This window comes from Pseudomonas frederiksbergensis (genome assembly GCF_001952935.1).
Lineage (GTDB): Bacteria > Pseudomonadota > Gammaproteobacteria > Pseudomonadales > Pseudomonadaceae > Aquipseudomonas > Aquipseudomonas frederiksbergensis.
Genome location: NZ_CP018319.1, coordinates 5,406,300 through 5,429,271, shown reverse-complemented (window position 1 = coordinate 5,429,271; position 22,972 = coordinate 5,406,300). Strand labels below are relative to the sequence as shown.

The window sequence follows — 22,972 nt, the reverse complement described above, 5'->3', positions numbered from 1 at the left end:
CCCGATGAAAGCCATCCTGCCGCCCGAGCCGGGCATCCGTGTCAGCCTTGCCGAGCTGATCGAGATGCGCCATCGCGTGCGTGAAGTGCAACTGTTTTCCACACCGAGCCAGCGCAGCCCGCTGATCGGCCTGCACCACTCCAAACTGCGCGGGCGCGGGGTGGATTTCGATCAGGTGCGGGTCTATCAGGCCGGCGATGACGTGCGCAGCATCGACTGGCGCGTCACCGCCCGCACCCAGGAACCCCACACCAAGCTGTTCCATGAAGAGCGCGAGCGGCCGATTTTCATCATGGTCGAGCAAAGTCGCCGACTGTTTTTCGGCTCGGGGCTGATGTTCAAATCGGTGCTCGCCGCCCAGGCCGCGAGCCTGATCGGCTGGGCCGCGCTGGGCCATAACGACCGGGTCGGCGGACTGGTGTTCGGCAACAACGAGCACTATGAAATCAAGCCACGACGCAGCAAACAGAGCCTGCTGCAATTGCTCAACCGTCTGGTGCGGGTCAATCAGTCGCTGCACACGGAAAACGAGCCGGACCGGGACGCCTTCAACATTGCCCTGCGTCGCGCCCGGGAAGTACTGCGTCCCGGCAGCCTGGTGATCATCATCTGCGACGAACGCACCCTGACCGAGGGCGCCGAACAACAGCTGAGCCTGTTGTCGCGGCATTGCGATCTATTGCTGCTGCCGGTATCCGACCCTCTCGATCACGCCCTGCCCGCCGCCGGACTTTTACGTTTTGCCGAACGCGGTGCGCAACTGGAACTCGACACCCTGAATTTCGAGCTGCGCCAGACCTATCGCGCCCAGGCCGAAGCGCGCATCGCTCGCTGGGAATTGCTGGCGCAGAAGCTGCGGATATTGCTGATGCCCCTGAGCACCCAGAGCGAGATGGTCGAGCAACTGCGCGAGTACCTGAACCCGCAGAAACCGGGGAAAGGCCGATGAGCAGCCTCGATCAACTGCAACCGCTGATCTCCCCGCCGCCCATCGAATTCTGGCCACCGGCACCAGGCTGGTGGTTGCTGCTGCTGTTACTGCCGCTCATCGGCTTCGGTCTGTGGAAGGCAAGGCGTTTCCTTCTGAACAAACGCCCGATCGTGCGCGCCGAACAACCGCTGGACCCGGTACGCCTCGCCGCGCTGGCAGAACTCGCGCGGATGCCCAAACCCTACGACGGGGCGCCGGCCGGTGCCTGGTTGCAGCAACTCAACGGTTTGCTCAAACGCCTGTGCCGCAACCATTACCCCTACAGCCAGAGCCACACCCTCAATGGGCGCAAATGGCTGGCATTCCTCGACAATCGCTGCCCGGCCGCCGGCCTGACCCGCTGGATGGTGCTGGTCGAAGGCGCCTACAAACCTGAATGCAAGCTCGACGACAAGGCCATTGCCGGCCTGACTCAAGCGGTCGACACCTGGATTCGTAAACATGTTTGAGTTCGCCTGGCCGTGGATCTTTGCCCTGTTGCCGCTGCCGTGGCTGATGCGCATCGTGCTGCCTGTCGCCGACAGTGGCGAGCCGGCGCTCAAAGTCAGTTTCCTCGGCGACCTCGAAGGCCTGGTCCGCCGCCGCGCCCGAGCCAACCTGCCGGCCTGGCGCCAACAGGCACCGTTCATTCTGCTGTGGCTGTTGCTACTGATCGCCGCGGCGCGACCGCAATGGCTTGGCGAACCGCTGCCCATCGCCGCCAGCGGTCGCGATCTGCTGGTAGCGGTCGACGTGTCCGGCTCGATGGATTTCCCCGACATGCAATGGCAGGACGAAGAAGTCAGTCGTCTCACACTGGTACAGCACTTGCTCGGTGACTTCCTTGAAAGTCGCGACGGCGATCGCGTCGGCCTGATCCTGTTCGGCAGCCAGGCCTATCTGCAAGCACCGCTGACGTTCGACCGGCACACGGTGCGCGTGTGGCTCGACGAGGCGCGGATCGGCATCGCCGGCAAGAACACCGCCATCGGTGATGCCATCGGCCTGGCCCTCAAACGCCTGCGCCAACGCCCGGCACAAAGTCGCGTACTGATTCTGGTCACTGACGGCGCCAACAACGGTGGCCAAATCGACCCGCTCACGGCTGCGCGGCTGGCAGCCAGCGAAGGCGTGAAAATCTACCCGATCGGTATCGGCGCCGATCCAGAGCAAAGCGGCACTTTGGGTTTCCTGGGTGTCAACCCGAGCCTCGACCTCGATGAACCCTCCTTGATGGCGATCGCCGAAGCCACGGGCGGCCAGTATTTTCGCGCCCATGATGACAAGGAGCTGCAAGCGATCAAGGACACCCTCGACAAACTGGAACCGGTAACCCAGCAACCGACTCAGGCCCGCCCGGCTCAGGCGTTGTACCACTGGCCTTTGGCAATGGGGTTGCTATTGAGCATGCTGCTGGTGGTTCGCGAACGCTGGCCTGATAACCCGTTGCGACGACTGTTCACCAAGGATCTTTTGCAAACTCAACTGCCTGACTGGCGCCAGCGGCTCAAACGCCTGCGCCTGCGGAGGCGCCGATGAGCGCGCTCTGGCCGTACTTGTTCCGCCCCTGGTGGTTGCTGTTGTTGCCATTGCTCGGCTGGTTGCTTTGGCAACTCTGGCATCGGCAGAAACGCGCCGGGCGCTGGCAGATGATTCTGCCGCCGGCCTTCCATGCCGCGTTGCTCAGTGGTGGCAACGGTCGCGACAGCAAACTGCCGTGGGTCATCCTGGGATGTGCCTGGGTGCTGACGGTTCTGGCGCTGCTCGGACCGAGTTGGGAACGTGTCGAACAGGCCAATCAGAAACCCGCTGACCCGCTGGTTGTGATCTTTGAGCTGACTCCGGAAATGCTCGCCACCGACGTCTCCCCCAACCGGCTGGAGCAGGCCCGACGCAAGCTGTTGGACCTACTGGAGAACCGCAGCGATGCCCAGACCGCGATCGTCGTCTACGCCGGCAGCGCTCACACGCTGGTGCCACTGTCGGATGACCTGTCGACCAGCCGCAATCTATTGGATGCCCTCAAGCCTTCGCTGATGCCCCAAGTGGGACATCGCGCCGATCTGGCGGTAACCAAGGCCCTCGCCCTGCTGGAACAGGGCGCCCTCGGTGACGGGCGAATCCTGCTGATCGGCTCAACCTTGACCGAACCGGAACGCCAGGGGATCCAGCAGGCGCTGGACGGCAAGTCGACACAATTTCTGATGCTCGGCATCGGCACTGCCGAAGGCGCGCCGATTACCCAGGAGGACGGCAGTTTTCTGAAAGACGACCAGGGCGCGATTCTGGTGCCGCATCTGGACGAGCCAAGCCTGAAAGCCTTTGCCAACGACCTGGACGGACGCTATACCCACGCACGCCTGGACGATGCCGACCTGCGCGCCCTCGGCTTGCTCGAGGGGCCACGCCAGCTGCGCAACGACGGCCAGACCCTGCGCCTCGATACATGGGCCGATCAGGGTTACTGGCTGTTGTTGCCGTTGCTGCTGCTGGCGGCGTGCGCCGGTCGTCGCGGCTGGCTGTTCTGCCTGCCCCTGCTGTTTTTACTGCCACAACCGAGTTATGCCTTCGACTTCAACGATTTGTGGCTGCGAGCAGACCAACAAGGTCTGATCTTGCTCAAGCAGAAGCGCCCGGCCGAGGCTGCGCAGCATTTCGAAGATCGACAATGGCAAGGTGTCGCGCTCTACGAAGCAGGCGACTATAGCGGTGCCGCCCAACGGTTCGCCGAAGGCAGCGACGCCCACGCCCACTACAATCGTGGCAACGCCCTGGCCAAAAGCGGTGAGCTGGAAGCCGCGCTGGATGCCTACGATCAAGCGCTGGAGCGTCAACCGGATTTGCGTCCGGCCCTGACCAACAAAGCGTTGGTGGAAAGCCTGCTCAAGCAGAAAAACACTCCACCGCCCGTTGATCCGGACAAAAACACTGGCAACCAGACCGAGCCCCCCACGCAAGAACCGCCGCCGGGCGCGGCCACGCAACCGTCGGATGAGGGCGAACCGAAAACCGACGGCCAACAAACCACGGCGGACTCAGACCCACAGAGCAAAACGCCGCCGAAAACCGGCACCAATGAAGTCCCGGGCAGCGAGCTGGGGAATGAAGACAGCACCCGACCACCGATGCGCCCGGCCAGCAATAGCATCGAGGGCGAACAGCGCCAGGCGCTGGAACAATGGCTGCGCAAAATCCCGGATGACCCGGGTGAATTGCTCAGGCGCAAATTCTGGTACGAACAGCAACAACATCAGGATCAGGAAAAAACTCGATGACCCGCTTCACCACTTTCTCGTTAGCATTGCTGCTCTGCACTGTTCAGGCCCAGGCTGCGGGGCTGGTCGCCAGTGTGGATCGCAGTCGCCTGAACAGCGGCGAAACGGTTGAACTGACCCTGGAAACCAACGATGTCACACAGTTCGGCAAGCCTGATCTGACACCGCTGGAGGCGTTGTTCGAAGTGCGCGGCAGCCGTCAGGTCAACCAGTTGACCACCCTGAACGGCGATAACCGTGCGACCACCCGCTGGATCATCACCCTGCTGCCCCGGCAGAACGGCAGCGTGGTAATTCCGTCACTGCAACTGGGGGACGTACAGAGCCAGTCGATTAGCGTGCAAGTGGTCGAAACCGAAACCCAGGACAGCCCTACCAAACAGGCTCCGGTATTCATCGACGCCAGCCTCGATCAAAACAGCGTGTACGTCCAAGCCCAGGCGATCCTGACCTTGCGTATCTACCATTCGGTGTCGCTGTACGACGACAGCAGCCTGCCCCCTTTGCAAATCCCCGATGTGCGCATCGAGCAACTGGGCGAGTCGCGCACCTACGAGAAAGACATCAATGGCCTGCGCCACGGCGTGATCGAGATGCGCTACGCGATCTACCCGCAACACAGCGGTGAGTTGGTCATTCCACCGCAGGTATTCAACGCCGCACTGGTGGACGCACAGCCCGCCAAGGACGCCGCCGCCCAGGCACCGAAATCCGGCAAACTGATGCGTGTCAGCTCCGCCGAGATTCTGCTGACGGTCAAGGCCAAACCCGCCACCTACCCGGCCGACGTGCCGTGGCTGCCGGCCCGTAGCCTCAGCCTGAGCGAAAGCTGGAACCCGGAACCGGGGCATGCGCAGGTGGGTGATTCGTTGACCCGCAGCCTGACCGTAAAGGCTGAAGGCCTGGACAGTTCGCAGTTGCCGCCACTGCCCGCCACCGACGTCAACGGCTTGCGCCGCTACCCGGATCAACCGGTGCTGGGCAATCAGAACAGCGAGCGCGGCCTGATCGGCAGCCGCGAAGACCGCGAAGCCCTGGTGCCAACGCGTGCTGGCGCAATCGAGTTGCCAGCGGTCGAAGTCGTCTGGTGGAACACCTTCGAGGACCACCTCGATCACAGCAGCCTGCCGGCTCAAACCCTGCCGGTGGCGAACAATCCGAGCCTGATGGTCGACACCGCGGCCGGCATGCCTCAAGTCTTTTCCGCGGCCGACAACGAAGCCCTCTGGTGGTGGAAACTCAGCACCTTGATCCTGGCCTGCACCACCCTGCTGGGCTTTGGCCTCTGGTGGCGCGCCCGCTGGCAACCGGCGATCCTGCGCGCGGCGCAGACTGGCCCGAGCCCGCGCACCGTGCTCGACGATCTCAAGCGCGCCTGTCAGGCCAACGATTCCCACGCCACCCGCCAGGCCCTCGACGCCTGGGCCCGACAACAACCGGAAACCCTGGCCGATATGGCGGCGCGCTTTGTGCCGTTGTCCGACGCCCTCGATGGCTTGAACGGTGCGCTCTACAGCGAAACCGGCCAGCATTGGCAAGGTGAAGACCTGTGGCGGGCGATCAAGGCGATTCCAATTGCCGAGCGGGTTCAGGACCCGGTGGGCGACAGTGGATTGCCGCCGCTGTATCCGAAGTAACTGTCCCTAGCTGTCGAGATGGAACTCGGCATCCAGATGAATAGCCTGTAAAAAAGCGCTGTCGTGGGACACCACAATCAATGCCCCTTGGTACTGATTGAGCATCTGCTCCAGCGCAATTTTACTGGGCAAGTCCAAATGGTTGTCCGGTTCGTCCAGTAACAGCAATTGCGGTGGCCGCTGTGCATATAACTGCGCAGCCAGGGCTATTTTCAGGCGTTCGCCGCCGCTCAACTGACAGGTCTTGAGCGTCGCACGATCCGCATCAATGCCCATCTGCGCCAACCGGGTCCGCGCCTCGGCTTCCGGCAGCTCCGGATTACTCTCGTTGAGCCATTGCACCGCCGTGCGTTCGGGGTACTGCAATCCGGCGTGTTGATCCAGCCAGCCAACATGGCAACTGCGGATGAGTTCGCCTTCGCGCACCGGCAGTTGGCCGGCAATCACTCGCAACAACGTCGACTTGCCGCTGCCGTTGACGCCCAGGATTGCCATGCGCATAGGCCCCGTCAGCGTCAGATTGACCGGCGCCGCGTAACCAAACGGAAGCATGACGTCGTTGAGCTGCACAATCAGCTTGCCATTGGGCACTACGCTTTCCGGAGACAGCATCATGCGTTGAATGTCGGGCGCACACCGCGCACGGGCCTCGGCGATCCGTTGTTGTTGCTGCTCCCGGGCCACCTGTTGATTGAGGCGCAATTTTCCCTGACTGTTTTCACTGCGTTCTTTCTGGGCGTTGGTGATCAGCTTGGTCTGATTGCCGTCACGGGCCTGACGGTCACCGCGCGCATTACGCCGTTGCTGACGCTCCATCTGCACGGCCATCTCACGTTGCTCACGCTTGGCCTGCGCCCGTTCCCCTTGCAATGCCGACTGGAACGACTGCTGTTCCTGCTCACGTGCCGCCGCATACTGACTGTAGTTACCGCCATAAACCGCCAGCCCCAAGGGCGAAAGCTCGACAATTTCGTTCACGTGCTCCAGAAGGCCCCGGTCGTGACTGATCAACACCAGGCCGTTGGGCCAGCGATCGATCTGCTGCGATAACTTGTGTTGCTGATCAATATCCAGGTGATTACTGGGCTCATCCAGAATGAGCCAGTCGGCTCTGGACAACCATGCCCCAACAGCGCCACCCGTTGCCGTTCGCCACCACTGAGTGCATCGGTGCGCGCGTCGGCATTCAAATGCCCCAGGCCGATCTGCTGCAGTTCCGCCTCAAGGCGTGTGGCGCAATCCCATTGATCGACCGCCAGCGCATGATCCTCATCGTCGACGCTGCCCTGAGCAATGCGCTCCAGCGCCGCCAGAACAGGGGCGACACCGGCCAGCGCGGCAACGCTGGGATAGCGCTCGGGTTCCAGTAACTGCGCCACGGCGTAAACCCGACCTTCGCGACGGACGATGCCGCTGGTGGGCAGTTGCTCCCCCGTCAGGAGCCGGCCAAGCAAGGACTTGCCACAACCATTGGCGCCCACGATGCCAGTGGCCCTGGTACTGAAGGTGTGGTTCAAGTGATCGAACAGAACGCGCCCGTCGGGCAGGTTGAACGACAATTGATCAAGTTGAAGTAACCGTTGGGTCATGACGCCTCCTTAAACATTAAAACTCCCTGATGCTGCGCAACAGCGTTCGACTGCCCTCTACCATACTGAAGCTGCTCCACCCAATCGACCGGCAATCTTTCAAGGCATTCAGCATCCCCGGTCTTTTGCCAGTAAACTCCCTCCCCTTTAGCCGCCATCATTTTCTTCGCGGCCATCACCTTATTTCCTACGGAGTTCACCTTGCGTCTGTTTCACACCTCCGACTGGCACCTTGGGCAAAACCTGCACGGCCAGGAACGCGATTTCGAACACGCCTGCTTTCTCGAATGGCTGCTGCGCCAGCTGAAGCTGGACCAGCCAGACGTGCTGCTGATCGCTGGCGATATCTTCGACACCGTCAATCCGCCGGTCAAAGCCCAGGAACGCCTCTACGATTTCATCGTCAGCGCCCATGAACAACAGCCGAAGCTGACCATCGTGATGATCGCCGGCAACCACGATTCCGGCTCGCGGATCGAACTGCCCGCGCCGTTGATGCGCCGTTTGCGCACCCATGCTTTGGGCCGTGTGCTGTGGCTGGATGACGGCCAACTCGACGCCGAGCGCCTGTTGCTGCCATTGCCGGATGCCAAGGGCAAAACCGTCGCCTGGTGCCTGGCGCTGCCGTTCCTGCGCCCCGCCGAAGTGACTGGCGCGCATTTGGGCGACAACTACCTGCGCGGTATCGGTCAGGTTCACGAATGGCTGATCGAAGCCGCCAATGCCAAGCGCAAACCGGGCCAGGCGCTGATCGCCATCAGCCACGCGCACATGGCCGGCGGTTCGGTGTCGGAAGATTCCGAGCGCAGCCTGATCATCGGTAACGCGGAAGCGTTGCCCGCCAGCCTGTTCGGGCCGAGCATCAGTTACGTCGCCCTCGGTCACTTGCACAAGCCGCAGAAGGTCAATGGTGAAGAGCGCATCCGCTACAGCGGTTCGCCAATTCCGTTGTCGTTTTCCGAGATCGGCTATCAGCACCAGATTCTCGACATCACACTGAAAGGCGAAACCCTGGTCAGCGTCGAACCCAAACTGATCCCCCGGGCGGTGAATCTGCAACGCATCGGTCCCGCGCCATTGGCGGAAATCCTGCTGCAACTGGCCGATTTGCCGAACATCGACCTGCTGGCCGATATCCAGCGCCAGCCTTGGCTGGAAGTTCGGGTGCGTCTCGATGAGCCGCAACCGGACTTGCGATATCAAGTGGAAACCGCCCTGCAAGGCAAAGCCGTGCGCCTGGTGCGGATCGCCGCTGAATACGCCGGCAACGGCAGCCGCGATGGCGTGGATGACGGCGCGACCTTGATCGAGCTCGACCAGCTCTCACCTCAGGAATTGTTCAGCCGCGCCTGGCAGGACAACTACGGCAGCGAGGTCGACGAGCAAACCCTCAAGGACTTCGCCGAGCTATTGCAAGACGTGCAGATGGAGAGCGAACAACCATGAAGATCCTCGCGATCCGCCTGAAAAACCTCGCCTCACTGGCCGGGCCGTTTGAAATCGACTTTACCGCTGAGCCGTTGGCCAGCGCCGGTCTGTTCGCGATCACCGGGCCGACCGGCGCCGGTAAAAGCACCTTGCTCGACGCTTTGTGCCTGGCGCTGTTCGGTGCTGTACCTCGGCTCAGCAATGCCCAGGTGTCTGCCAAAGCCCCAGACGCCGACGGCGAGATCAGCACCGGCGACCCGCGCACGTTGCTGCGTCGTGGCACAGGTGAAGGGTATGCCGAAGTCGATTTCGTTGGCATCGATGGCCGTCGCTACCGCGCTCGCTGGGAAGCAAATCGCGCCCGCGAGAAGGCTGGCGGCAAGTTGCAAGCCAGCCGCCAGAGCTTGCGCGACATCGATCTGGATCAACTGCTGGCCAGTCAGAAAGTTGAATTCAAAACCCAGCTCGAATCTGTACTGGGCCTGAACTTTGAGCAATTCACCCGTGCGGTGCTGTTGGCTCAAAGCGAATTCAGTGCGTTCCTCAAGGCTAACGACAACGAACGTAGCGAACTGCTGGAAAAACTCACCGACACCGCGCTGTATACGCGCCTCGGTCGCCGGGCGTTCGACAAAACCAAAGAGGCTCGCGACACCCACAAACTGTTGCAGGACCAGGCCACCGGTGTGACGCCGTTGTCGCCGGAGGCACGTGCGGAACTCGATGAACGCTTCAACGAGGCTCAGCAACAACTCAAGACCCAGCAAGCGCAACTCAAGCAATTGGAGCTGCAACACACCTGGCTCAGGGATTTACGTCAGTTGCAGGACGAACAACAGAGCGCCACCGAGCAGCTGCAATCGGCTCGGCAGCACTGGGAAGGTTTGGCCGGCGAACGTTTGAAGCTGACTCGCCTGGAGCAACTGGCCCCGCAACGGCACCAGTTCGCCCGCAAGACCGAACTCACCGCCCAGCTCACACCGCTGGCCGCGCAAATTCAGCAACACACTCAACAGCAAGCCGAGCTGAACGAGCGCCAGACGCAACTCGAACACAGCCTCAGCACTGCGCAGACCGCACTCGTCGAGGCCCAAAGCCAACACACCTCAAGCGCTCCGCTGCTGCGTCAGGCCTTCGAAGAGCAAAGCACCCTCGCCCGCCTGGTCAAGGATGCCAGCCGCAGTGCCGACCTCAAGCAGCAGGCGGAACTGGCCTGCACTCAGGGCCAAAACACGATCCAAGGCTTGCTCGACCAACAGAAACAGGTCGCCGAGCGTTTGCAGCGGATTGCCGGGGAGCTTGAGCAAAGCACCCCTCTGGCGCCCTTGAGCGATGCCTGGAACGCATACCGTGATCGCCTGCAACAGCTGATGCTGATCGGCAATCGCCTGAACAAGGGCCAGGCCGAGCTGGCCGCCCTGGAACAAAGCGCCGCTCGCGCTGCCGAGGACCTGTCCACTCAGCGCCAGAACCTTGAAGTGCTGTACAAGGAGGCCGGCGCCGAACCGGAAGCGGTGGCCGAGCAGATCCAGATTCTCGGGAGTCTGTTGCAAGATAACCGCAAGCAGCAGCGGGCCTTTGAAGAGCTGACGCGCCTGTGGGCCAGTCAGCAGGAACTGGACAAGCGCGCGTCCGAGCTCCAGCAGCGTCAGATGATCGCTCAGCAAGAACGAGAACGTCTGACCCAGGAGGGTGTGAAAGCCAAGAGCGAATTGCTCGTCGCCGAACAGACCCTGATCGTCACCCGCGAACTGCTGGAACGCCAGCGCCTGGCTCGCAGCGCCAGCGTCGAAGAACTGCGCGAGCAACTGCAGGACAATCAGCCGTGCCCGGTCTGCGGCAGCCCCGACCATCCTTATCATCAGCCCGAAGCCCTGCTGCAGAGCCTTGGCCGGCATGATGAAAGCGAACAGGCCAACGCCCAGAAAGCCGTCGACCTGCTGAAAGAACAGCTCACTGACCTGCGTGCTGAAGTGGGCGGCGTGATTGCCCAGCAAAAGGAGTTGCTGCAACAACAAGAACACCTCGCGACCCAGCAACAGAGCCTGGCGCCGAGCCTTGAAGCACATCCGTTAGCTGCGCAGCTGCTCACGCAGGATGCGCTCAAACGCGATGCCTGGCTGACGCAACAAAGCAGTCAGCTAAACCAGAGCATCACTCAGGACGAACAACGGCAAACCGCCCTGCTCACCCTGCAGCAAGACGCCGCGCGCCTTCAACAGCAACTGCGTAGCGCTGAAGCGGCGAGCCAGCAAGCAGCCCAACACCTGGCCAACCAGCAACGTGAGTTGAGCAGCGATCGCCAGCGTCTGGACGAGGAATTGACGGCGTTCAGCACCCTGCTCCCGGCCGATACGCTGCAAGCGCTGCGCAACGAACCGGCCGCGACCTTCATGCAGTTGGACCAGCAGATCAGCCAGCGCCTGGAGCAACTCGATCAGCAACGCGATGAACTGGGCGAACAGCAACAACGGCAGCAGACGCTGGAGAAAGTACAGGACCGCCAACTCACTCGCCTCCAACAGTTGGAAACCGCCCACCAGCAGTTCACCGCCCTCGCCGACCAGCAACAGGCCTGCCAACAAAAACTCACGCAATTGCTCGGCGAACACAACAGCGCCGAGCAGTGGCAGCAGCAACTGGATCAAGCCGTCGAACAGGCGCGCAATGCCGAGGCGACCGCCAATCAGGAACTGCAAGCCGTGCGTACGCGCCTGGTGCAGCTGGGGGCCGAACTCAAGGCCCAGCAGGAACGCGCGCAGGCACTGGAAGCTGAAGATCGCGAGCTGAGCGGCAAGATCGCCGACTGGCGCGCTTTGCATCCGGAACTGGATGACGGTGGCCTGGAAGCTCTGCTGAGTGTCGACGACCAGCAGGTCAGCGAACTGCGCCAGCAATTGCAGCAAAGCGAAAAAGCCATCGAACAGACCAAAGTCCTGTTGCAGGAACGCGATCAGCGCCTGCTCAATCACCAGGCGCAGCACAACAGCAATCTCGACGCCGAACAACTGGCGACAGCGCTTGTCGAGCTGCAAAATCTGTTCACCGCCAGCGAACACCGTTGCGCCGAACTGCGTGCCGAACAGGCCGAGGACCAGCGCCGGCAAAACGCCAATCAGGCCCTCGCGCAGCAGATCGCCGACGCCTACACCGAATACCAGCGCTGGGCACGTTTGAATGCACTGATCGGTTCGGCCACGGGCGACACCTTCCGCAAGATCGCCCAGGCCTACAACCTCGACCTGCTGGTGCATCACGCCAACGTTCAGTTGCGGCAACTGGTGCGGCGCTATCGCCTCAAACGTGGTGGCAGCATGCTCGGGTTGCTGGTAATGGACACCGAGATGGGTGATGAACTGCGTTCGGTGCATTCGTTGTCCGGCGGCGAGACGTTCCTGGTGTCGCTGGCCCTGGCCTTGGGCCTGGCATCAATGGCATCGAGCACGCTGAAAATCGAATCGTTGTTCATCGACGAAGGCTTCGGCAGCCTCGATCCGGAATCCCTGCAACTGGCCATGGATGCGCTCGACGGCTTGCAAGCGCAGGGACGAAAAGTCGCGGTGATTTCACACGTTCAGGAAATGCATGAACGGATTCCGGTGCAGATTCAGGTCCGCCGTCAGGGCAACGGCCTGAGTACGCTGGAGGTGAAATGAATACGCTGTATTCCTTCCGCCGCTGCCCCTACGCGATGCGGGCGCGCATGGCCCTGCGCTACGCCGGGGTTGCGGTGAACATTGTCGAGGTCAGCCTGAAGGCCAAACCTGCCGAAATGCTCGCACTGTCGAGCAAAGGCACGGTGCCGGTGTTGAGCGTCGACGGTCAGATGATCGATGAAAGCCTGGCGATCATGCACTGGGCCTTGGCGCAGAACGATCCGCAGGATTGGTTGCTCAAGGATGATCCTGTTGGACAGCATCTCATCGCCGGGTTGATCGAAGAAAACGATCAGGTGTTCAAGGTTCACCTGAATCGCTACAAGTACGCCGACCGATTCCCCGAGCAGCCGATGACGGTTTATCGAGCCGAAGGCGAGGTGTTTTTGCGCAGGCTCGATGAGTTGCTGGAGGGACGCGACTACTTACTGGCCGAGCATCCGAGCCTGGCGGATGTGGCGCTGATGCCGTTCGTGCGGCAATTCGCCCATGTGGATCGCGAGTGGTTCGGGCAATCGTCCTATCACCGTTTGCAGGCCTGGTTGCAGCGGTTTCTGGAGTCGGAGCTGTTCATCGGCGTAATGGCAAAGTAGCGGTCCATTGCGCTGCTGGGATTCACGCCAATACCGAGCACATCTGCAACGCCGAGCAATCGACCTGGAACGGCCCGAAGAAATCGTTCTGGCGTTCGATTGGCGGATTGCCGGTCAGCAGACCCAGGGCCTTCGCGGTTTCAATGTTACGAGCAAGGTTGTGATTGGCTTCGATAGTCCGTGCCACCGACCCCGCTGAGCCCTGTCCGATCCCCAGCAAGGAAGATCCATTGGTCATGAACGCCAGGAAGGCGATGACCCAAAGTCTGTGCCCTTTCATTCCCCGGCGACTCCCCCGAGTTCAGCTTGATCGACCATCGCAGTTTGCGAACGGTGTTCAAACTGGATGCCGGGATGCGCGACTTGAACTGGCGCTTCAAGCGGTTGACGCGATTGAGGCGAAAGGCTGACAAGCAGCACCAGGATCACATAAAGAGCGATAGCTAGGTAGGCGCCGTGTTTGGCAGAAGTGATGATTGCGCTGACCATGATGTTCTCCGCAGGCATGTTTCGATGCCCACAGAATCGATCAAGAAAGCGGTGATAACCACTCAGGGTTATCCATAGTAACCATCAGCTTCGTTAATCATTAAACCAAACTATCTCAGTCTTCAATAAAACTCATCAGGCGCTCGCGGGCCGCATCCGGCTCGGATGGAACGGGCTGGGCAGCCGAAAGAATGGGGGTGGAATAGAGAAACAGAAGAACCACGGCCAGACGCATTGCCATGCTGTCGATCCTTATCAGGAGAAGGAGTCAAAAAATCAGCGTCAAATTTAAACTAATGGCCCCGTGATATCAATTACTAGTTTGATAGCAATATGATGCTGTCGTAAATGCGTTATGCAGGAGCGACATCACTCACGCTTCTCGAAGCTTCAGCTCGATCGGCGCAAGTGACTTCGCTCCTGCATAAAGGGTGCAGGGTTCAACTTTCAGGCTTGGGTCTTGTGATCCAGTGCGGCGTAAAAGTTAGCGCTCTGTTGCAGGTATTTCTGGGTGTAGCTTTGGGCGTGGGATTTTTTATCGCTGATTTCAATGTTGGCGTTGGCTGGCAACGCAACGGTGGCAGAGATGGCGGAAGCGGCGATTACGGAGAAGAGATTGAAGTTCATGGCGCTGTTCCTCGGATTCAGTTGGCTTGCTTGCCCGGTGGGGCCGTGAAGCAAACTTAACCGTCGAGGTTGGCACCTTGAAATCTTTTGTAGCATTAGCAGATATCAGCGTCATTAATAGAAGGATGCAGGCCCCATCAACCGGGGCCTGCGGCCTATTGACGCACCAGAAACTTGAGGTCGCTCGGGGCATCCATTGGCAGTTTTTGCACGGTTTTACCCAGCAAGCCTGTCTTTGAATCGCGCTCGACGACGACAATCTGGTTGCTTTTCTGATTGGCGATCAACACGAACTTGCCGCTCGGATCGAGGCTGAACTCGCGCGGGTGATCACCTTCAACGGAACGGCGCTGCAGTTCCTTGAGGTGCCCGGTCACAGGATCGATGGCGAATACCAACAGCTGATTGGTGGTGCCACGGTTGCTGACGTAGAGAAACTTGCCATCGCTCGACGCGTGAAGCGCAGCGGCGGCCTTGTCCGAAACGGGTTGCCCCGTCGCCAACTCGACCATCTGCGTTTGCTTGAGTTGGCCGTCCTTGTAATCGAACACCGCAACCTGCGCGCTCATTTCCATGGTCAGCCACGCGTGCTTGCCATCGGCGCTGAACAGCAGATGACGCGGACCGCTGCCGGGTGGCATCTGGACAGACGCCGGTGTAGCCGCGGTCAAGGGCAGTTCCGGGTTGGCCTTGGGGTCGAAGCGGTAGGCAAAGACCTTGTCGGCGCCCAGGTCATTGGAGAACACATACTGGCCGTCCGGCGAGGAAACCGTGGAATGCACGTGCGCCGACATCTGCCGTTCAGGATTGACCCGGCTCGATGGATGGCTGCTCATCTGCACCACGGGCTTGAGCTTGCCATCAGCGTCCACCGGCAACACCGCCAGGGTGCCGCCCGGATCTTCAGACACCGAATAGTTGCTGACAAACAGATGATTGGCTTCAGCGCTGAGGCCCGAATGCGTCGGCTCGTTGCCCAGGCTCTGCACCTGATTGATCAGGCTCAGCTCATGGGTTTTCGGATCGATCGCATAACTGCTGACGCGCCCTACCGGATCGGTCTGCCCCGGGCCGTTTTCGTTGACCACGAACAGCTGACGCTGATCCTTGGACAGGGTCAGCCAGGATGGGTTTTCGCTCTTGATCACTTGCAATGGCTTGGCGTCGATCAGCCCGGTAGCGCTGTCGAAGTTCAGGCGATAAATTCCCTGGCTCTGACCGGCCGTGTAGGAACCGACCAGCAACTGATAGTCGTCAGCCGACGCAACTTGAAAACCCATTGCGCCGACGCTGCCGACCATCAACAGTGGCCAGAGCTTACGCATCCTCATTCGTTTCTTCCTCGTCGTCATCACCGCGGAACGCGGTCATGCACACCAAGCGGTGCTCACCGGAACTGCCGGTGATCAACCAGCTTTGCAGGTCTGGATCGAAGGTCGCGGCCTCGACCTCGGCGGGGGTGAACTCCCAGTGCTTGGACACACGACCGTCCAGGCATTCGATGTGCAGGTTGTCGTCTTCATCGAGGGAGAATTCAAAGGCGTGCAGCCCGTCGATTTCCACCATATCGCAGTGTTCGAGGGTGGCGAGCAAGGTGTCTGTTGGGGCGGTCATGGCAGTCAATCTTTGAATGGGAAAGACGCAATGATAGCTCATCACACCGCAATGATCGTTCCCACGCTCTGCGTGGGAATGCCTCTTCGGACGCTCTGCGTTCGGCTTTGAAGGGACGCGGAGCGTCCCGGGCTGCATTCCCACGCAGAGCGTGGGAACGATCAGTCACAGGTTTAGAGGGCTTCGCGCGAAGGCTGGCCATCCACCAACCGCTGAATACGCAGCGGATTACCATTCTTCAAGGCCTCCGGCAGCAGGCTGTCCGGATAGTTCTGGAAGCACACCGGGCGCAGGAAACGGTCGATCGCCAGCGTACCCACCGAGGTGCCCCGTGCATCGGAGGTCGCCGGATACGGCCCGCCGTGGACCATCGAATCGCAGACTTCCACGCCGGTCGGATAGCCGTTGAGCAGGATCCGCCCGACCTTCTGTTCCAGCAACGGCGTCAGCTCGCTGAACTGTTCGAAGTCGGCCGATTCGCCAATAATCGTCGCCGTCAGTTGCCCGTGCAGGCCGTTCAACGCGGCGCTGAGTTGCGCCTGATCGGCGACCTCGACGAACACCGTGGTCGGGCCGAACACTTCTTCCTGCAGCACTTCGTCGCCCTTGATCAACAGGCTGACATCGGCCTTGAACAGCTGCGGTTGCGCCTGATTGCCTTGCTGCGGACTTCCGGCCAGATGCTCGATGCCCGGATGCGCGAGGAGTTTTTGCAGGCCTTTGCCATAGCTGCTCAAGGTCCCGGCATTGAGCATGGTTTGCGCCGGTTGATCGCCCACCAGCCCCGCCACCTGTTGCACGAATGTGGTGAATTGCGGCGAACGAATACCGATGACCAAACCGGGATTGGTGCAGAACTGACCACAGCCCTGAACCACCGAAGCGGTCAGGTCCCGGGCGATCGATTCGGCGCGAGTTTGCAGCGCCTGCGGCAACACTATCACCGGGTTGATGCTCGACATTTCGGCGAACACCGGGATGGGCTGCGCCCGTGCTGCGGCCATGTCACACAATGCACGGCCGCCCTTGAGCGAGCCGGTAAAACCAACCGCCAGAATTGCCGAATGCTTGACCAGCGCTTCGCCGACGCCACCGCCGTAGATCATGTTGAACACGCCGGCCGGCATATCGGTTTTCTCGGCGGCGCGGATGATCGCGTCGGCCACCTGTTCGGCCGTGGCCATGTGACCGCTGTGGGCCTTGAACACCACCGGGCATCCGGCGGCCAATGCCGATGCGGTGTCGCCGCCAGCTGTGGAGAACGCCAACGGAAAGTTACTGGCGCCAAACACGGCCACCGGCCCGAGGCCGATGCGGTACTGACGCAGATCCGGACGCGGCAAGGGCTTGCGCTCTGGCAACGCCAGATCGATCCGCGCCCCGTAGAAATCACCGCGACGCAGCACTTTGGCGAACAGACGCATCTGGCCGCTGGTGCGACCGCGTTCGCCTTGAATCCGTGCCGCAGGCAGCGCGGTTTCGCGGCAGACCAGCGCCACAAAGTCATCGCCCAGCGCGTCCAGTTCATCGGCAATCGCGTCGAGAAATTGCGCCCGACGTTCGGCGCTCAGGCTGCGATAGGCCGGGTAAGCCGCGGCGGCAGCCTTGGCGGCGGCATCGACTTCTTCCGGCGTCGCCTGGGAGAAATCGTACGGCAGGGCTTCGCCCGTGCTGGCGTCGACGCTCTGTAGTTTGAGCTGGCCGGCCGCACTGCGCTGACCGCCGATGTAGTTGTGACCAAGAATTCGGGTCATGCCTATCTCCTTAAAGGGGGCTAACGGTGCCGGGCTCGAACGCTGCTTCAACCGGTGCAATCCCGTTGATCAACGGTGCACCGAACTCGGCCTGACTGATCTCGAACACGTCACCCGGCCGGGTGCGAATGCCGTCGGCAAAGGACAGCGTCGCGGTGCCGAAGAAATGAATGTGCACATCGCCCGGGCGCAGGAATTGACTGTACTTGAAATGGTGGTACTCAAGGTTTTCCAGGCTGTGGCACATGTTGGCCTCGCCACTGAGAAACTCGTTCTGCCACAGCACTTCGCCGTCACGCAGGATGCGGCTGGTGCCTGCCAGATGCTCCGGCAATTCACCGACGCGAAGTTCCGGTCCGTAACTGCAGCTGCGCAATTTGGAGTGGGCCAGGTACAGGTAATTCTTGCGTTCCATCACGTGATCGGAGAACTCGTTGCCCACGGCAAAGCCGAGTCGATACGGTTTGCCGTCGTGGCCGATGACGTAGAGCCCGCTGAGCTCTGGTTCCTCCCCCGCGTCTTCGGCGAACGGTGGCAACGGGAACGGTTGGCCCGGACGCACGACGATGCTGCCGTCGCCCTTGTAGAACCATTCCGGTTGTACGCCGGCCTGCCCCGCTGTCGGTTTGCCGCCCTCAACGCCCCATTTGAAGATGCGCATGGTGTCGGTCATCGCGGCTTCATCGCCGACTTGCTTATGCATCTTGTCCCGGGCCGACGCGCTGCCCAGATGGGTCAGGCCCGTGCCGCTGACCAGCATGTGCGCCGGGTCCGGATGATCCAGCGGCGGCAGGATGCGCAACTTGGCCAGCAGTTCGGCATAGTCATGGCTGATGCCCAGGCCCAGGGTTTTCACCTGCTGCTCAAGATTGACCCCGGCCTCGATCGCAGCCAACGCCAGGTCGCGAACGGTGCGCGCGTCTTGCACTTCGCGCACCCGACCGTCTTCGACCACGCCCACCCGGCGCTCGCCGTTACTCAATTCGAACTGAACTAAACGCATGGATATTCTCCTGTAAACAATTCTTCAAAACACCGCAGAACCCTGTGGGAGCGGGCTTGCTCGCGAAGGCGGTGTGTCAGTCGCCATAAATGTTGAATGTGATGGCCCCTTCGCGAGCAAGCCCGCTCCCACAGTGGGATTTGGGTGATGGCTCAGGTGCGGGTTGCACCACGGGCGCTGGCGGCGAACTGATCGGCCGGCAATACGTGCTTGCGCTCCAGCAGGCGATAAACCACACCGGTCAACACCAACCCGAACACCATCACACCCGACAGGAAATACAGACCCGAAGCCAGGTTGCCGGTGTATTCCTTGAGCGCGCCGATCACGAACGGACCGATATAGCCACCGAGGTTACCCACCGAATTGATCAACGCGATTCCGGCCGCCGCACTGGCGCCGGCAAAGAAGCGACCCGGCAAAGTCCAGAACACTGCGGTGCAGGAAAACAGCGCGAAGGCCACCAGGCACAACGCCGCCAGTTGCAGCACCGGCACGGTCAGCCAGGCGCTGAGGAACAGGCCGATGGCACCCAATACATAAAGCACCGCCAAATGGCCGTAGCGATCATTCAAGCGGTCGGAACTGCGCGGAATGATCAGCAACCCGATGATCCCGAAGATGTACGGCACCGACGACACGAAACCGGTCACCAGATCCGTACCACCGAACTGCTTGATCAAGGTCGGCAGCCACAAGCCCAGGCCGTAGATGCTCAGCGTCACCGGCAGATAGAACAACGCCAGCAGCAACACGCGTTTGTCCTTGAGGGCGTGCAACGGATTGCCGTGGCGGGTCTGGCCGTATTCTTCAAGATCCTTTTTCAGTTCGCCGGTCAGCCAGTCCTTTTCAGCCTGGTCCATCCACTTCACCTGTTTCGGACCGTCCGGCAGCCAACGCAGCACTGGCCAGGTCAACAGGATCGCCGGGGCGCCGATGACGATGAACAGCCACTGCCAGCCATGCAGGCCAAGAATCCCGTCCATGCCGAGCAGACCGCCGGACACCGGGCCGGTGATCAACATGGCGATCGGTTGCGACAGGATGAACAGCCCGAGGATCTTGCCGCGATGGCGCACCGGGAACCACTGGGTGATGTAGTAGAGAACGCCCGGGAAGAACCCGGCTTCCGCCGCGCCGAGCAGAAAGCGCATCACATAGAAACTGTGCGGCCCCTGGACGAAGGCCATACCGATGGTGATGGCGCCCCAAGTGACCATGATCCGCGCGAACCAGCGCCGTGCGCCGAAGCGTTCGAGCATCAGGTTGCTGGGGATTTCCAGCAGGAAATAGCCAATGAAAAACAGCCCGGCACCCAGCCCGTAAGCGGCGTCACCGATGCCGAGGTCGGCGCCCATGTGCAGCTTGGCGAAGCCTACGGCAGAGCGATCCACATAGGCGATCAGGTACAGCAGGATCAGGAAAGGAATGAGTTTTAGCGTGATGCGACGAATAAGCCGCAGTTCCTGGCTCATGAGATCGGTCTCCGATTGTTGTTGTTATAGAACCTCGGGGGACGCCTCTCGCGGAAAACCGCCAGGGCAATCCCTCCGTTGAACCGGACTATATAGTAATACTATTTACGCAACAACACTTCCAAACAGGCGAATTTACGCTTATGTTACGCCTCAGCTCGAACAATATAGTCATACAATAAGAGAACCGACCATGACTGATAAGAAACCCACCCTGCGCTCCGCCCAATGGTTTGGCACTGCCGACAAGAACGGCTTCATGTACCGCAGCTGGATGAAGAATCAGGGCATCGCCGACCACCAGTTCCATGGCAAGCCGATCATCGGCATCTGCAACACCTGGTCGGAACTGACCCCGTGCAACGCGCATTTCCGCCAGATTGCGGAGCACGTCAAACGTGGGGTGATCGAAGCTGGGGGCTTTCCCGTGGAATTCCCGGTGTTCTCCAACGGCGAATCGAACCTGCGTCCGACCGCCATGCTCACCCGCAACCTGGCGAGCATGGACGTCGAAGAAGCGATTCGCGGCAACCCGATTGACGGTGTCGTGCTGCTGACCGGCTGCGACAAAACCACCCCGGCGTTATTGATGGGCGCGGCCAGTTGCGATGTGCCGGCGATCGTCGTCACCGGCGGGCCGATGCTCAATGGCAAACACAAGGGCCAGGACATCGGCTCGGGCACCGTGGTCTGGCAGCTCAGCGAACAAGTAAAAGCGGGCACCATCACCATTGACGATTTCCTTGCGGCCGAAGGTGGCATGTCCCGCTCGGCCGGCACGTGCAACACCATGGGCACCGCGTCGACCATGGCCTGCATGGCCGAAGCACTGGGCACTTCCCTGCCCCACAACGCGGCGATTCCAGCGGTTGATGCGCGTCGTTATGTACTGGCGCACATGTCCGGCATGCGCGCCGTGGAGATGGTTCGCGAAGACTTGAAGCTGTCGAAAATCCTCACCAAAGAAGCCTTCGAAAACGCCATTCGCGTGAACGCTGCCATTGGTGGTTCGACCAACGCCGTGATCCATTTGAAAGCCATTGCCGGGCGCATCGGTGTCGAGCTGGATCTGGATGACTGGACCCGCATCGGTCGTGGTATGCCGACCATCGTCGACCTGCAACCGTCCGGGCGTTTCCTGATGGAAGAGTTTTACTACGCCGGCGGCCTGCCAGCGGTGCTGCGTCGTCTGGGTGAAGCCAACCTGATTCCGAATCCGAATGCCTTGACTGTCAACGGCAAGACCCTCGGCGAGAACACCAAGGACGCGCCGATCTATGGCCAGGACGAAGTGATCCGCACCCTCGACAACCCGATCCGCGCCGACGGCGGCATTTGTGTGTTGCGCGGTAACCTCGCACCACTGGGTGCGGTGCTCAAGCCTTCAGCCGCCAGCGCCGAACTGATGCAACATCGCGGGCGTGCGGTGGTGTTCGAGAACTTCGACATGTACAAGGCGCGGATCAACGATCCGGAGCTGGAGGTGGATGCCAGCTCGATTCTGGTGATGAAGAACTGCGGCCCGAAGGGTTATCCGGGCATGGCCGAAGTCGGCAACATGGGTTTGCCGGCCAAATTGCTGGCCCAGGGTGTGACGGACATGGTGCGCATTTCCGATGCGCGCATGAGCGGCACGGCGTACGGCACTGTCGTTCTGCACGTGGCCCCGGAAGCGGCCGCTGGCGGACCTTTGGCGACGGTGAAAGAAGGTGACTGGATCGAACTCGATTGCGCCAACGGTCGTCTGCACCTGGACATTCCCGACGCCGAACTGGCCGCGCGCATGGCCGATCTGCAACCGCCGCAGCAACTGATCGTGGGCGGTTATCGTCAGCTGTACATCGATCATGTGCTGCAGGCGGATCAGGGTTGCGATTTCGACTTCCTGGTCGGCTGTCGTGGCTCTGAAGTCCCGCGCCACTCCCACTAACACCACCAATCTAATGTGGGAGCGGGCTTGCTCGCGAAGGCGGTTAGCTCATGCGACAACAATGTCGCATGTGCTGGCCTCTTCGCGAGCAAGCCCGCTCCCACATTTTGATCTTCATCTGATTCAGGACTGTGCTTGCTCTGGCGACCGTCCTCGCCGCGCCTGTTATCATGCGCGGCACCCCACCCCACAGGATCGCGCCGCTCCCCATGGATTACCGCAAACCCTCCGACCGCAAAAGCATGCACTCGCGCATCGTCCAGGAACTGGGCATGCAGATCGTTTCCGGACGCTTCAAACCGTGCGACAAACTGCCCGCCGAAGCCTTGTTATGCGAAGAGTACGCGGTCAGTCGCCCAGTCCTGCGCGAAGCCACCCGGGTTTTGGTCGCCAAGGGCCTGGTGTATTCCCGTCCGCGCGTGGGCACGGTGGTCAAGCAGCGCAAGGAATGGCACATGCTCGATCCGGATGTGCTGCACTGGCTGATGCAAAGCAGCCCGCAAAATGAATTCTTCGACCTGTTGACCAGCGTACGCAGCATCATTGAACCCGCAGCGGCCGCCCTCGCCGCGCAGTTCGCCACGGACGCGGACATCGCCTCCATCGGTGAAGCCTACCAACGCATGGAAGCGGCGCCGACGCCGGAAGCGCTGCTGCAACCGGACCTGGATTTCCATAGCCGGATTGCCGATGCGACCCATAACGACTTGCTGGCCAACCTGTGCAACATGCTGTCCGTGGCGATTGCCGAAGCCTTGAAGCATTCCAATCAGCGACCGAATCTGCATGAGCTGGCATTGCCCCGGCACAAGGCGATTCTGACGGCGATCGAAAACCGGGATGCGCTGGGTGCGCGGCATGCGACGTTGGTGCAGCTGGATGATGCGCGGAGTGCGTTAAACGCGGTGCTGGGCGCTGATCCCGAGTAATCA

General features: G+C 61.0%; 20 protein-coding genes and 1 pseudogene. 10 read left to right on the top strand and 11 right to left on the bottom strand.

Features of this window, described 5'->3' with window-relative positions; all coding sequences use genetic code 11:
* Positions 1-4 precede the first annotated feature (4 nt).
* Genes PFAS1_RS25580 through PFAS1_RS25560 form a run of 5 tightly spaced genes read left to right on the top strand, consistent with a single transcriptional unit; the run spans position 5 to position 5,882 of the window.
* Positions 5-949, top strand: a complete 945-nt coding sequence (locus tag PFAS1_RS25580; protein WP_076031011.1) for a DUF58 domain-containing protein — start codon at positions 5-7, stop codon at positions 947-949.
* Positions 946-1,440, top strand: coding sequence for a DUF4381 domain-containing protein (locus PFAS1_RS25575; protein WP_076031010.1), 495 nt, complete (start codon positions 946-948; stop codon positions 1,438-1,440). Before PFAS1_RS25580 ends, PFAS1_RS25575 begins: the two co-directional genes overlap by 4 nt.
* The gene (locus PFAS1_RS25570) at positions 1,433-2,509 is read left to right on the top strand and encodes a vWA domain-containing protein (RefSeq protein WP_076031009.1); all 1,077 of its coding nucleotides are present in this window, start codon (positions 1,433-1,435) and stop codon (positions 2,507-2,509) included. Before PFAS1_RS25575 ends, PFAS1_RS25570 begins: the two co-directional genes overlap by 8 nt.
* Positions 2,506-4,245 carry a tetratricopeptide repeat protein gene (locus tag PFAS1_RS25565; RefSeq protein ID WP_076031008.1) on the top strand — a complete coding sequence of 580 codons (1,740 nt, stop codon included), beginning with the start codon at positions 2,506-2,508 and terminating at the stop codon, positions 4,243-4,245. The genes PFAS1_RS25570 and PFAS1_RS25565 overlap by 4 nt, the downstream gene beginning before the upstream one ends.
* Positions 4,242-5,882 (top strand): BatD family protein, encoded by a 1,641-nt coding sequence (locus tag PFAS1_RS25560; protein WP_076031007.1) that lies wholly within the window; start codon positions 4,242-4,244, stop codon positions 5,880-5,882. Before PFAS1_RS25565 ends, PFAS1_RS25560 begins: the two co-directional genes overlap by 4 nt.
* Before the next feature lie 6 nt (positions 5,883-5,888).
* Here PFAS1_RS25560 and PFAS1_RS25555 read toward each other — a convergent pair.
* Positions 5,889-7,471, bottom strand: a pseudogene (locus tag PFAS1_RS25555) (ABC-F family ATP-binding cassette domain-containing protein).
* Positions 7,468-7,647, bottom strand: coding sequence for a hypothetical protein (locus tag PFAS1_RS25550; protein WP_076031006.1), 180 nt, complete (start codon positions 7,645-7,647; stop codon positions 7,468-7,470). Before PFAS1_RS25550 ends, PFAS1_RS25555 begins: the two are co-directional and overlap by 4 nt.
* A gap of 25 nt (positions 7,648-7,672) precedes the next feature.
* Between PFAS1_RS25550 and PFAS1_RS25545 the strand changes: the two genes are divergently transcribed.
* The 3 genes from PFAS1_RS25545 to PFAS1_RS25535 are packed head-to-tail and all read left to right on the top strand — an operon-like array spanning position 7,673 to position 13,148.
* Positions 7,673-8,917: an exonuclease SbcCD subunit D C-terminal domain-containing protein gene (locus PFAS1_RS25545; RefSeq protein ID WP_074876866.1), complete on the top strand. Its 1,245-nt coding sequence runs from the start codon at positions 7,673-7,675 to the stop codon at positions 8,915-8,917.
* Complete coding sequence (locus PFAS1_RS25540; RefSeq protein ID WP_076031005.1) at positions 8,914-12,555, top strand: AAA family ATPase; 3,642 nt, start codon at positions 8,914-8,916, stop codon at positions 12,553-12,555. Before PFAS1_RS25545 ends, PFAS1_RS25540 begins: the two co-directional genes overlap by 4 nt.
* Positions 12,552-13,148 carry a glutathione S-transferase gene (locus PFAS1_RS25535; RefSeq protein ID WP_076031004.1) on the top strand — a complete coding sequence of 199 codons (597 nt, stop codon included), beginning with the start codon at positions 12,552-12,554 and terminating at the stop codon, positions 13,146-13,148. The genes PFAS1_RS25540 and PFAS1_RS25535 overlap by 4 nt, the downstream gene beginning before the upstream one ends.
* A gap of 22 nt (positions 13,149-13,170) precedes the next feature.
* On the opposite strand, the gene PFAS1_RS25530 is transcribed toward PFAS1_RS25535, so the two are convergent.
* The 9 genes from PFAS1_RS25530 to PFAS1_RS25495 all read right to left on the bottom strand — a co-directional run bounded on the left by PFAS1_RS25530 (position 13,171) and on the right by PFAS1_RS25495 (position 20,110).
* Positions 13,171-13,428, bottom strand: coding sequence for a hypothetical protein (locus PFAS1_RS25530; RefSeq protein ID WP_076031003.1), 258 nt, complete (start codon positions 13,426-13,428; stop codon positions 13,171-13,173).
* A complete protein-coding gene (locus PFAS1_RS25525; protein ID WP_076031002.1) occupies positions 13,425-13,637 on the bottom strand; it encodes a hypothetical protein in 213 nt (70 codons plus the stop codon). The genes PFAS1_RS25530 and PFAS1_RS25525 overlap by 4 nt, the downstream gene beginning before the upstream one ends.
* A 115-nt stretch (positions 13,638-13,752) precedes the next feature.
* Positions 13,753-13,878 carry a hypothetical protein gene (locus tag PFAS1_RS30190; RefSeq protein ID WP_256581124.1) on the bottom strand — a complete coding sequence of 42 codons (126 nt, stop codon included), beginning with the start codon at positions 13,876-13,878 and terminating at the stop codon, positions 13,753-13,755.
* Between the two features lie 206 nt (positions 13,879-14,084).
* Complete coding sequence (locus PFAS1_RS25520) at positions 14,085-14,264, bottom strand: hypothetical protein (protein WP_074876875.1); 180 nt, start codon at positions 14,262-14,264, stop codon at positions 14,085-14,087.
* Between the two features lie 155 nt (positions 14,265-14,419).
* Positions 14,420-15,589 carry a lactonase family protein gene (locus PFAS1_RS25515; protein ID WP_076031001.1) on the bottom strand — a complete coding sequence of 390 codons (1,170 nt, stop codon included), beginning with the start codon at positions 15,587-15,589 and terminating at the stop codon, positions 14,420-14,422.
* The gene (locus PFAS1_RS25510; protein WP_074876879.1) at positions 15,582-15,878 is read right to left on the bottom strand and encodes a DUF5629 family protein; all 297 of its coding nucleotides are present in this window, start codon (positions 15,876-15,878) and stop codon (positions 15,582-15,584) included. Before PFAS1_RS25510 ends, PFAS1_RS25515 begins: the two co-directional genes overlap by 8 nt.
* 173 nt (positions 15,879-16,051) lie before the next feature.
* Positions 16,052-17,632, bottom strand: a complete 1,581-nt coding sequence (locus PFAS1_RS25505) for an aldehyde dehydrogenase (NADP(+)) (RefSeq protein ID WP_076031000.1) — start codon at positions 17,630-17,632, stop codon at positions 16,052-16,054.
* A 10-nt stretch (positions 17,633-17,642) separates the two neighbouring features.
* Positions 17,643-18,635, bottom strand: a complete 993-nt coding sequence (araD1, locus tag PFAS1_RS25500) for an AraD1 family protein (protein WP_076030999.1) — start codon at positions 18,633-18,635, stop codon at positions 17,643-17,645.
* 152 nt (positions 18,636-18,787) lie between these two features.
* The gene (locus PFAS1_RS25495) at positions 18,788-20,110 is read right to left on the bottom strand and encodes an MFS transporter (RefSeq protein WP_076030998.1); all 1,323 of its coding nucleotides are present in this window, start codon (positions 20,108-20,110) and stop codon (positions 18,788-18,790) included.
* Positions 20,111-20,303: 193 nt separating this feature from the next.
* On the opposite strand from PFAS1_RS25495, the gene PFAS1_RS25490 reads away from it, so the two are divergent.
* Positions 20,304-22,040 (top strand): IlvD/Edd family dehydratase, encoded by a 1,737-nt coding sequence (locus tag PFAS1_RS25490; protein WP_076030997.1) that lies wholly within the window; start codon positions 20,304-20,306, stop codon positions 22,038-22,040.
* 209 nt (positions 22,041-22,249) lie between these two features.
* Entirely contained in the window at positions 22,250-22,969 is a 720-nt protein-coding gene (locus PFAS1_RS25485) for a FadR/GntR family transcriptional regulator (RefSeq protein ID WP_156886757.1), read from the top strand.
* Positions 22,970-22,972 lie beyond the last annotated feature (3 nt).

Bases quoted from the DNA above. Each gene is read 5' to 3' on its own strand.
- PFAS1_RS30190 (WP_256581124.1), bottom strand. From the start codon at position 13,878: ATGGCAATGCGTCTGGCCGTGGTTCTTCTGTTTCTCTATTCCACCCCC.
- PFAS1_RS25540 (WP_076031005.1), top strand. From the start codon at position 8,914: ATGAAGATCCTCGCGATCCGCCTGAAAAACCTCGCCTCACTGGCCGGG.
- PFAS1_RS25490 (WP_076030997.1), top strand. From the start codon at position 20,304: ATGACTGATAAGAAACCCACCCTGCGCTCCGCCCAATGGTTTGGCACT.
- PFAS1_RS25535 (WP_076031004.1), top strand. From the start codon at position 12,552: ATGAATACGCTGTATTCCTTCCGCCGCTGCCCCTACGCGATGCGGGCG.
- PFAS1_RS25530 (WP_076031003.1), bottom strand. From the start codon at position 13,428: ATGAAAGGGCACAGACTTTGGGTCATCGCCTTCCTGGCGTTCATGACC.
- PFAS1_RS25580 (WP_076031011.1), top strand. From the start codon at position 5: ATGAAAGCCATCCTGCCGCCCGAGCCGGGCATCCGTGTCAGCCTTGCC.
- PFAS1_RS25560 (WP_076031007.1), top strand. From the start codon at position 4,242: ATGACCCGCTTCACCACTTTCTCGTTAGCATTGCTGCTCTGCACTGTT.
- PFAS1_RS25575 (WP_076031010.1), top strand. From the start codon at position 946: ATGAGCAGCCTCGATCAACTGCAACCGCTGATCTCCCCGCCGCCCATC.
- PFAS1_RS25510 (WP_074876879.1), bottom strand. From the start codon at position 15,878: ATGACCGCCCCAACAGACACCTTGCTCGCCACCCTCGAACACTGCGAT.
- PFAS1_RS25515 (WP_076031001.1), bottom strand. From the start codon at position 15,589: ATGCGTAAGCTCTGGCCACTGTTGATGGTCGGCAGCGTCGGCGCAATG.
- PFAS1_RS25570 (WP_076031009.1), top strand. From the start codon at position 1,433: ATGTTTGAGTTCGCCTGGCCGTGGATCTTTGCCCTGTTGCCGCTGCCG.
- PFAS1_RS25495 (WP_076030998.1), bottom strand. From the start codon at position 20,110: ATGAGCCAGGAACTGCGGCTTATTCGTCGCATCACGCTAAAACTCATT.
- PFAS1_RS25520 (WP_074876875.1), bottom strand. From the start codon at position 14,264: ATGAACTTCAATCTCTTCTCCGTAATCGCCGCTTCCGCCATCTCTGCC.
- PFAS1_RS25550 (WP_076031006.1), bottom strand. From the start codon at position 7,647: ATGGCCGCGAAGAAAATGATGGCGGCTAAAGGGGAGGGAGTTTACTGG.
- PFAS1_RS25485 (WP_156886757.1), top strand. From the start codon at position 22,250: ATGGATTACCGCAAACCCTCCGACCGCAAAAGCATGCACTCGCGCATC.
- PFAS1_RS25565 (WP_076031008.1), top strand. From the start codon at position 2,506: ATGAGCGCGCTCTGGCCGTACTTGTTCCGCCCCTGGTGGTTGCTGTTG.
- araD1 (WP_076030999.1), bottom strand. From the start codon at position 18,635: ATGCGTTTAGTTCAGTTCGAATTGAGTAACGGCGAGCGCCGGGTGGGC.
- PFAS1_RS25525 (WP_076031002.1), bottom strand. From the start codon at position 13,637: ATGGTCAGCGCAATCATCACTTCTGCCAAACACGGCGCCTACCTAGCT.
- PFAS1_RS25505 (WP_076031000.1), bottom strand. From the start codon at position 17,632: ATGACCCGAATTCTTGGTCACAACTACATCGGCGGTCAGCGCAGTGCG.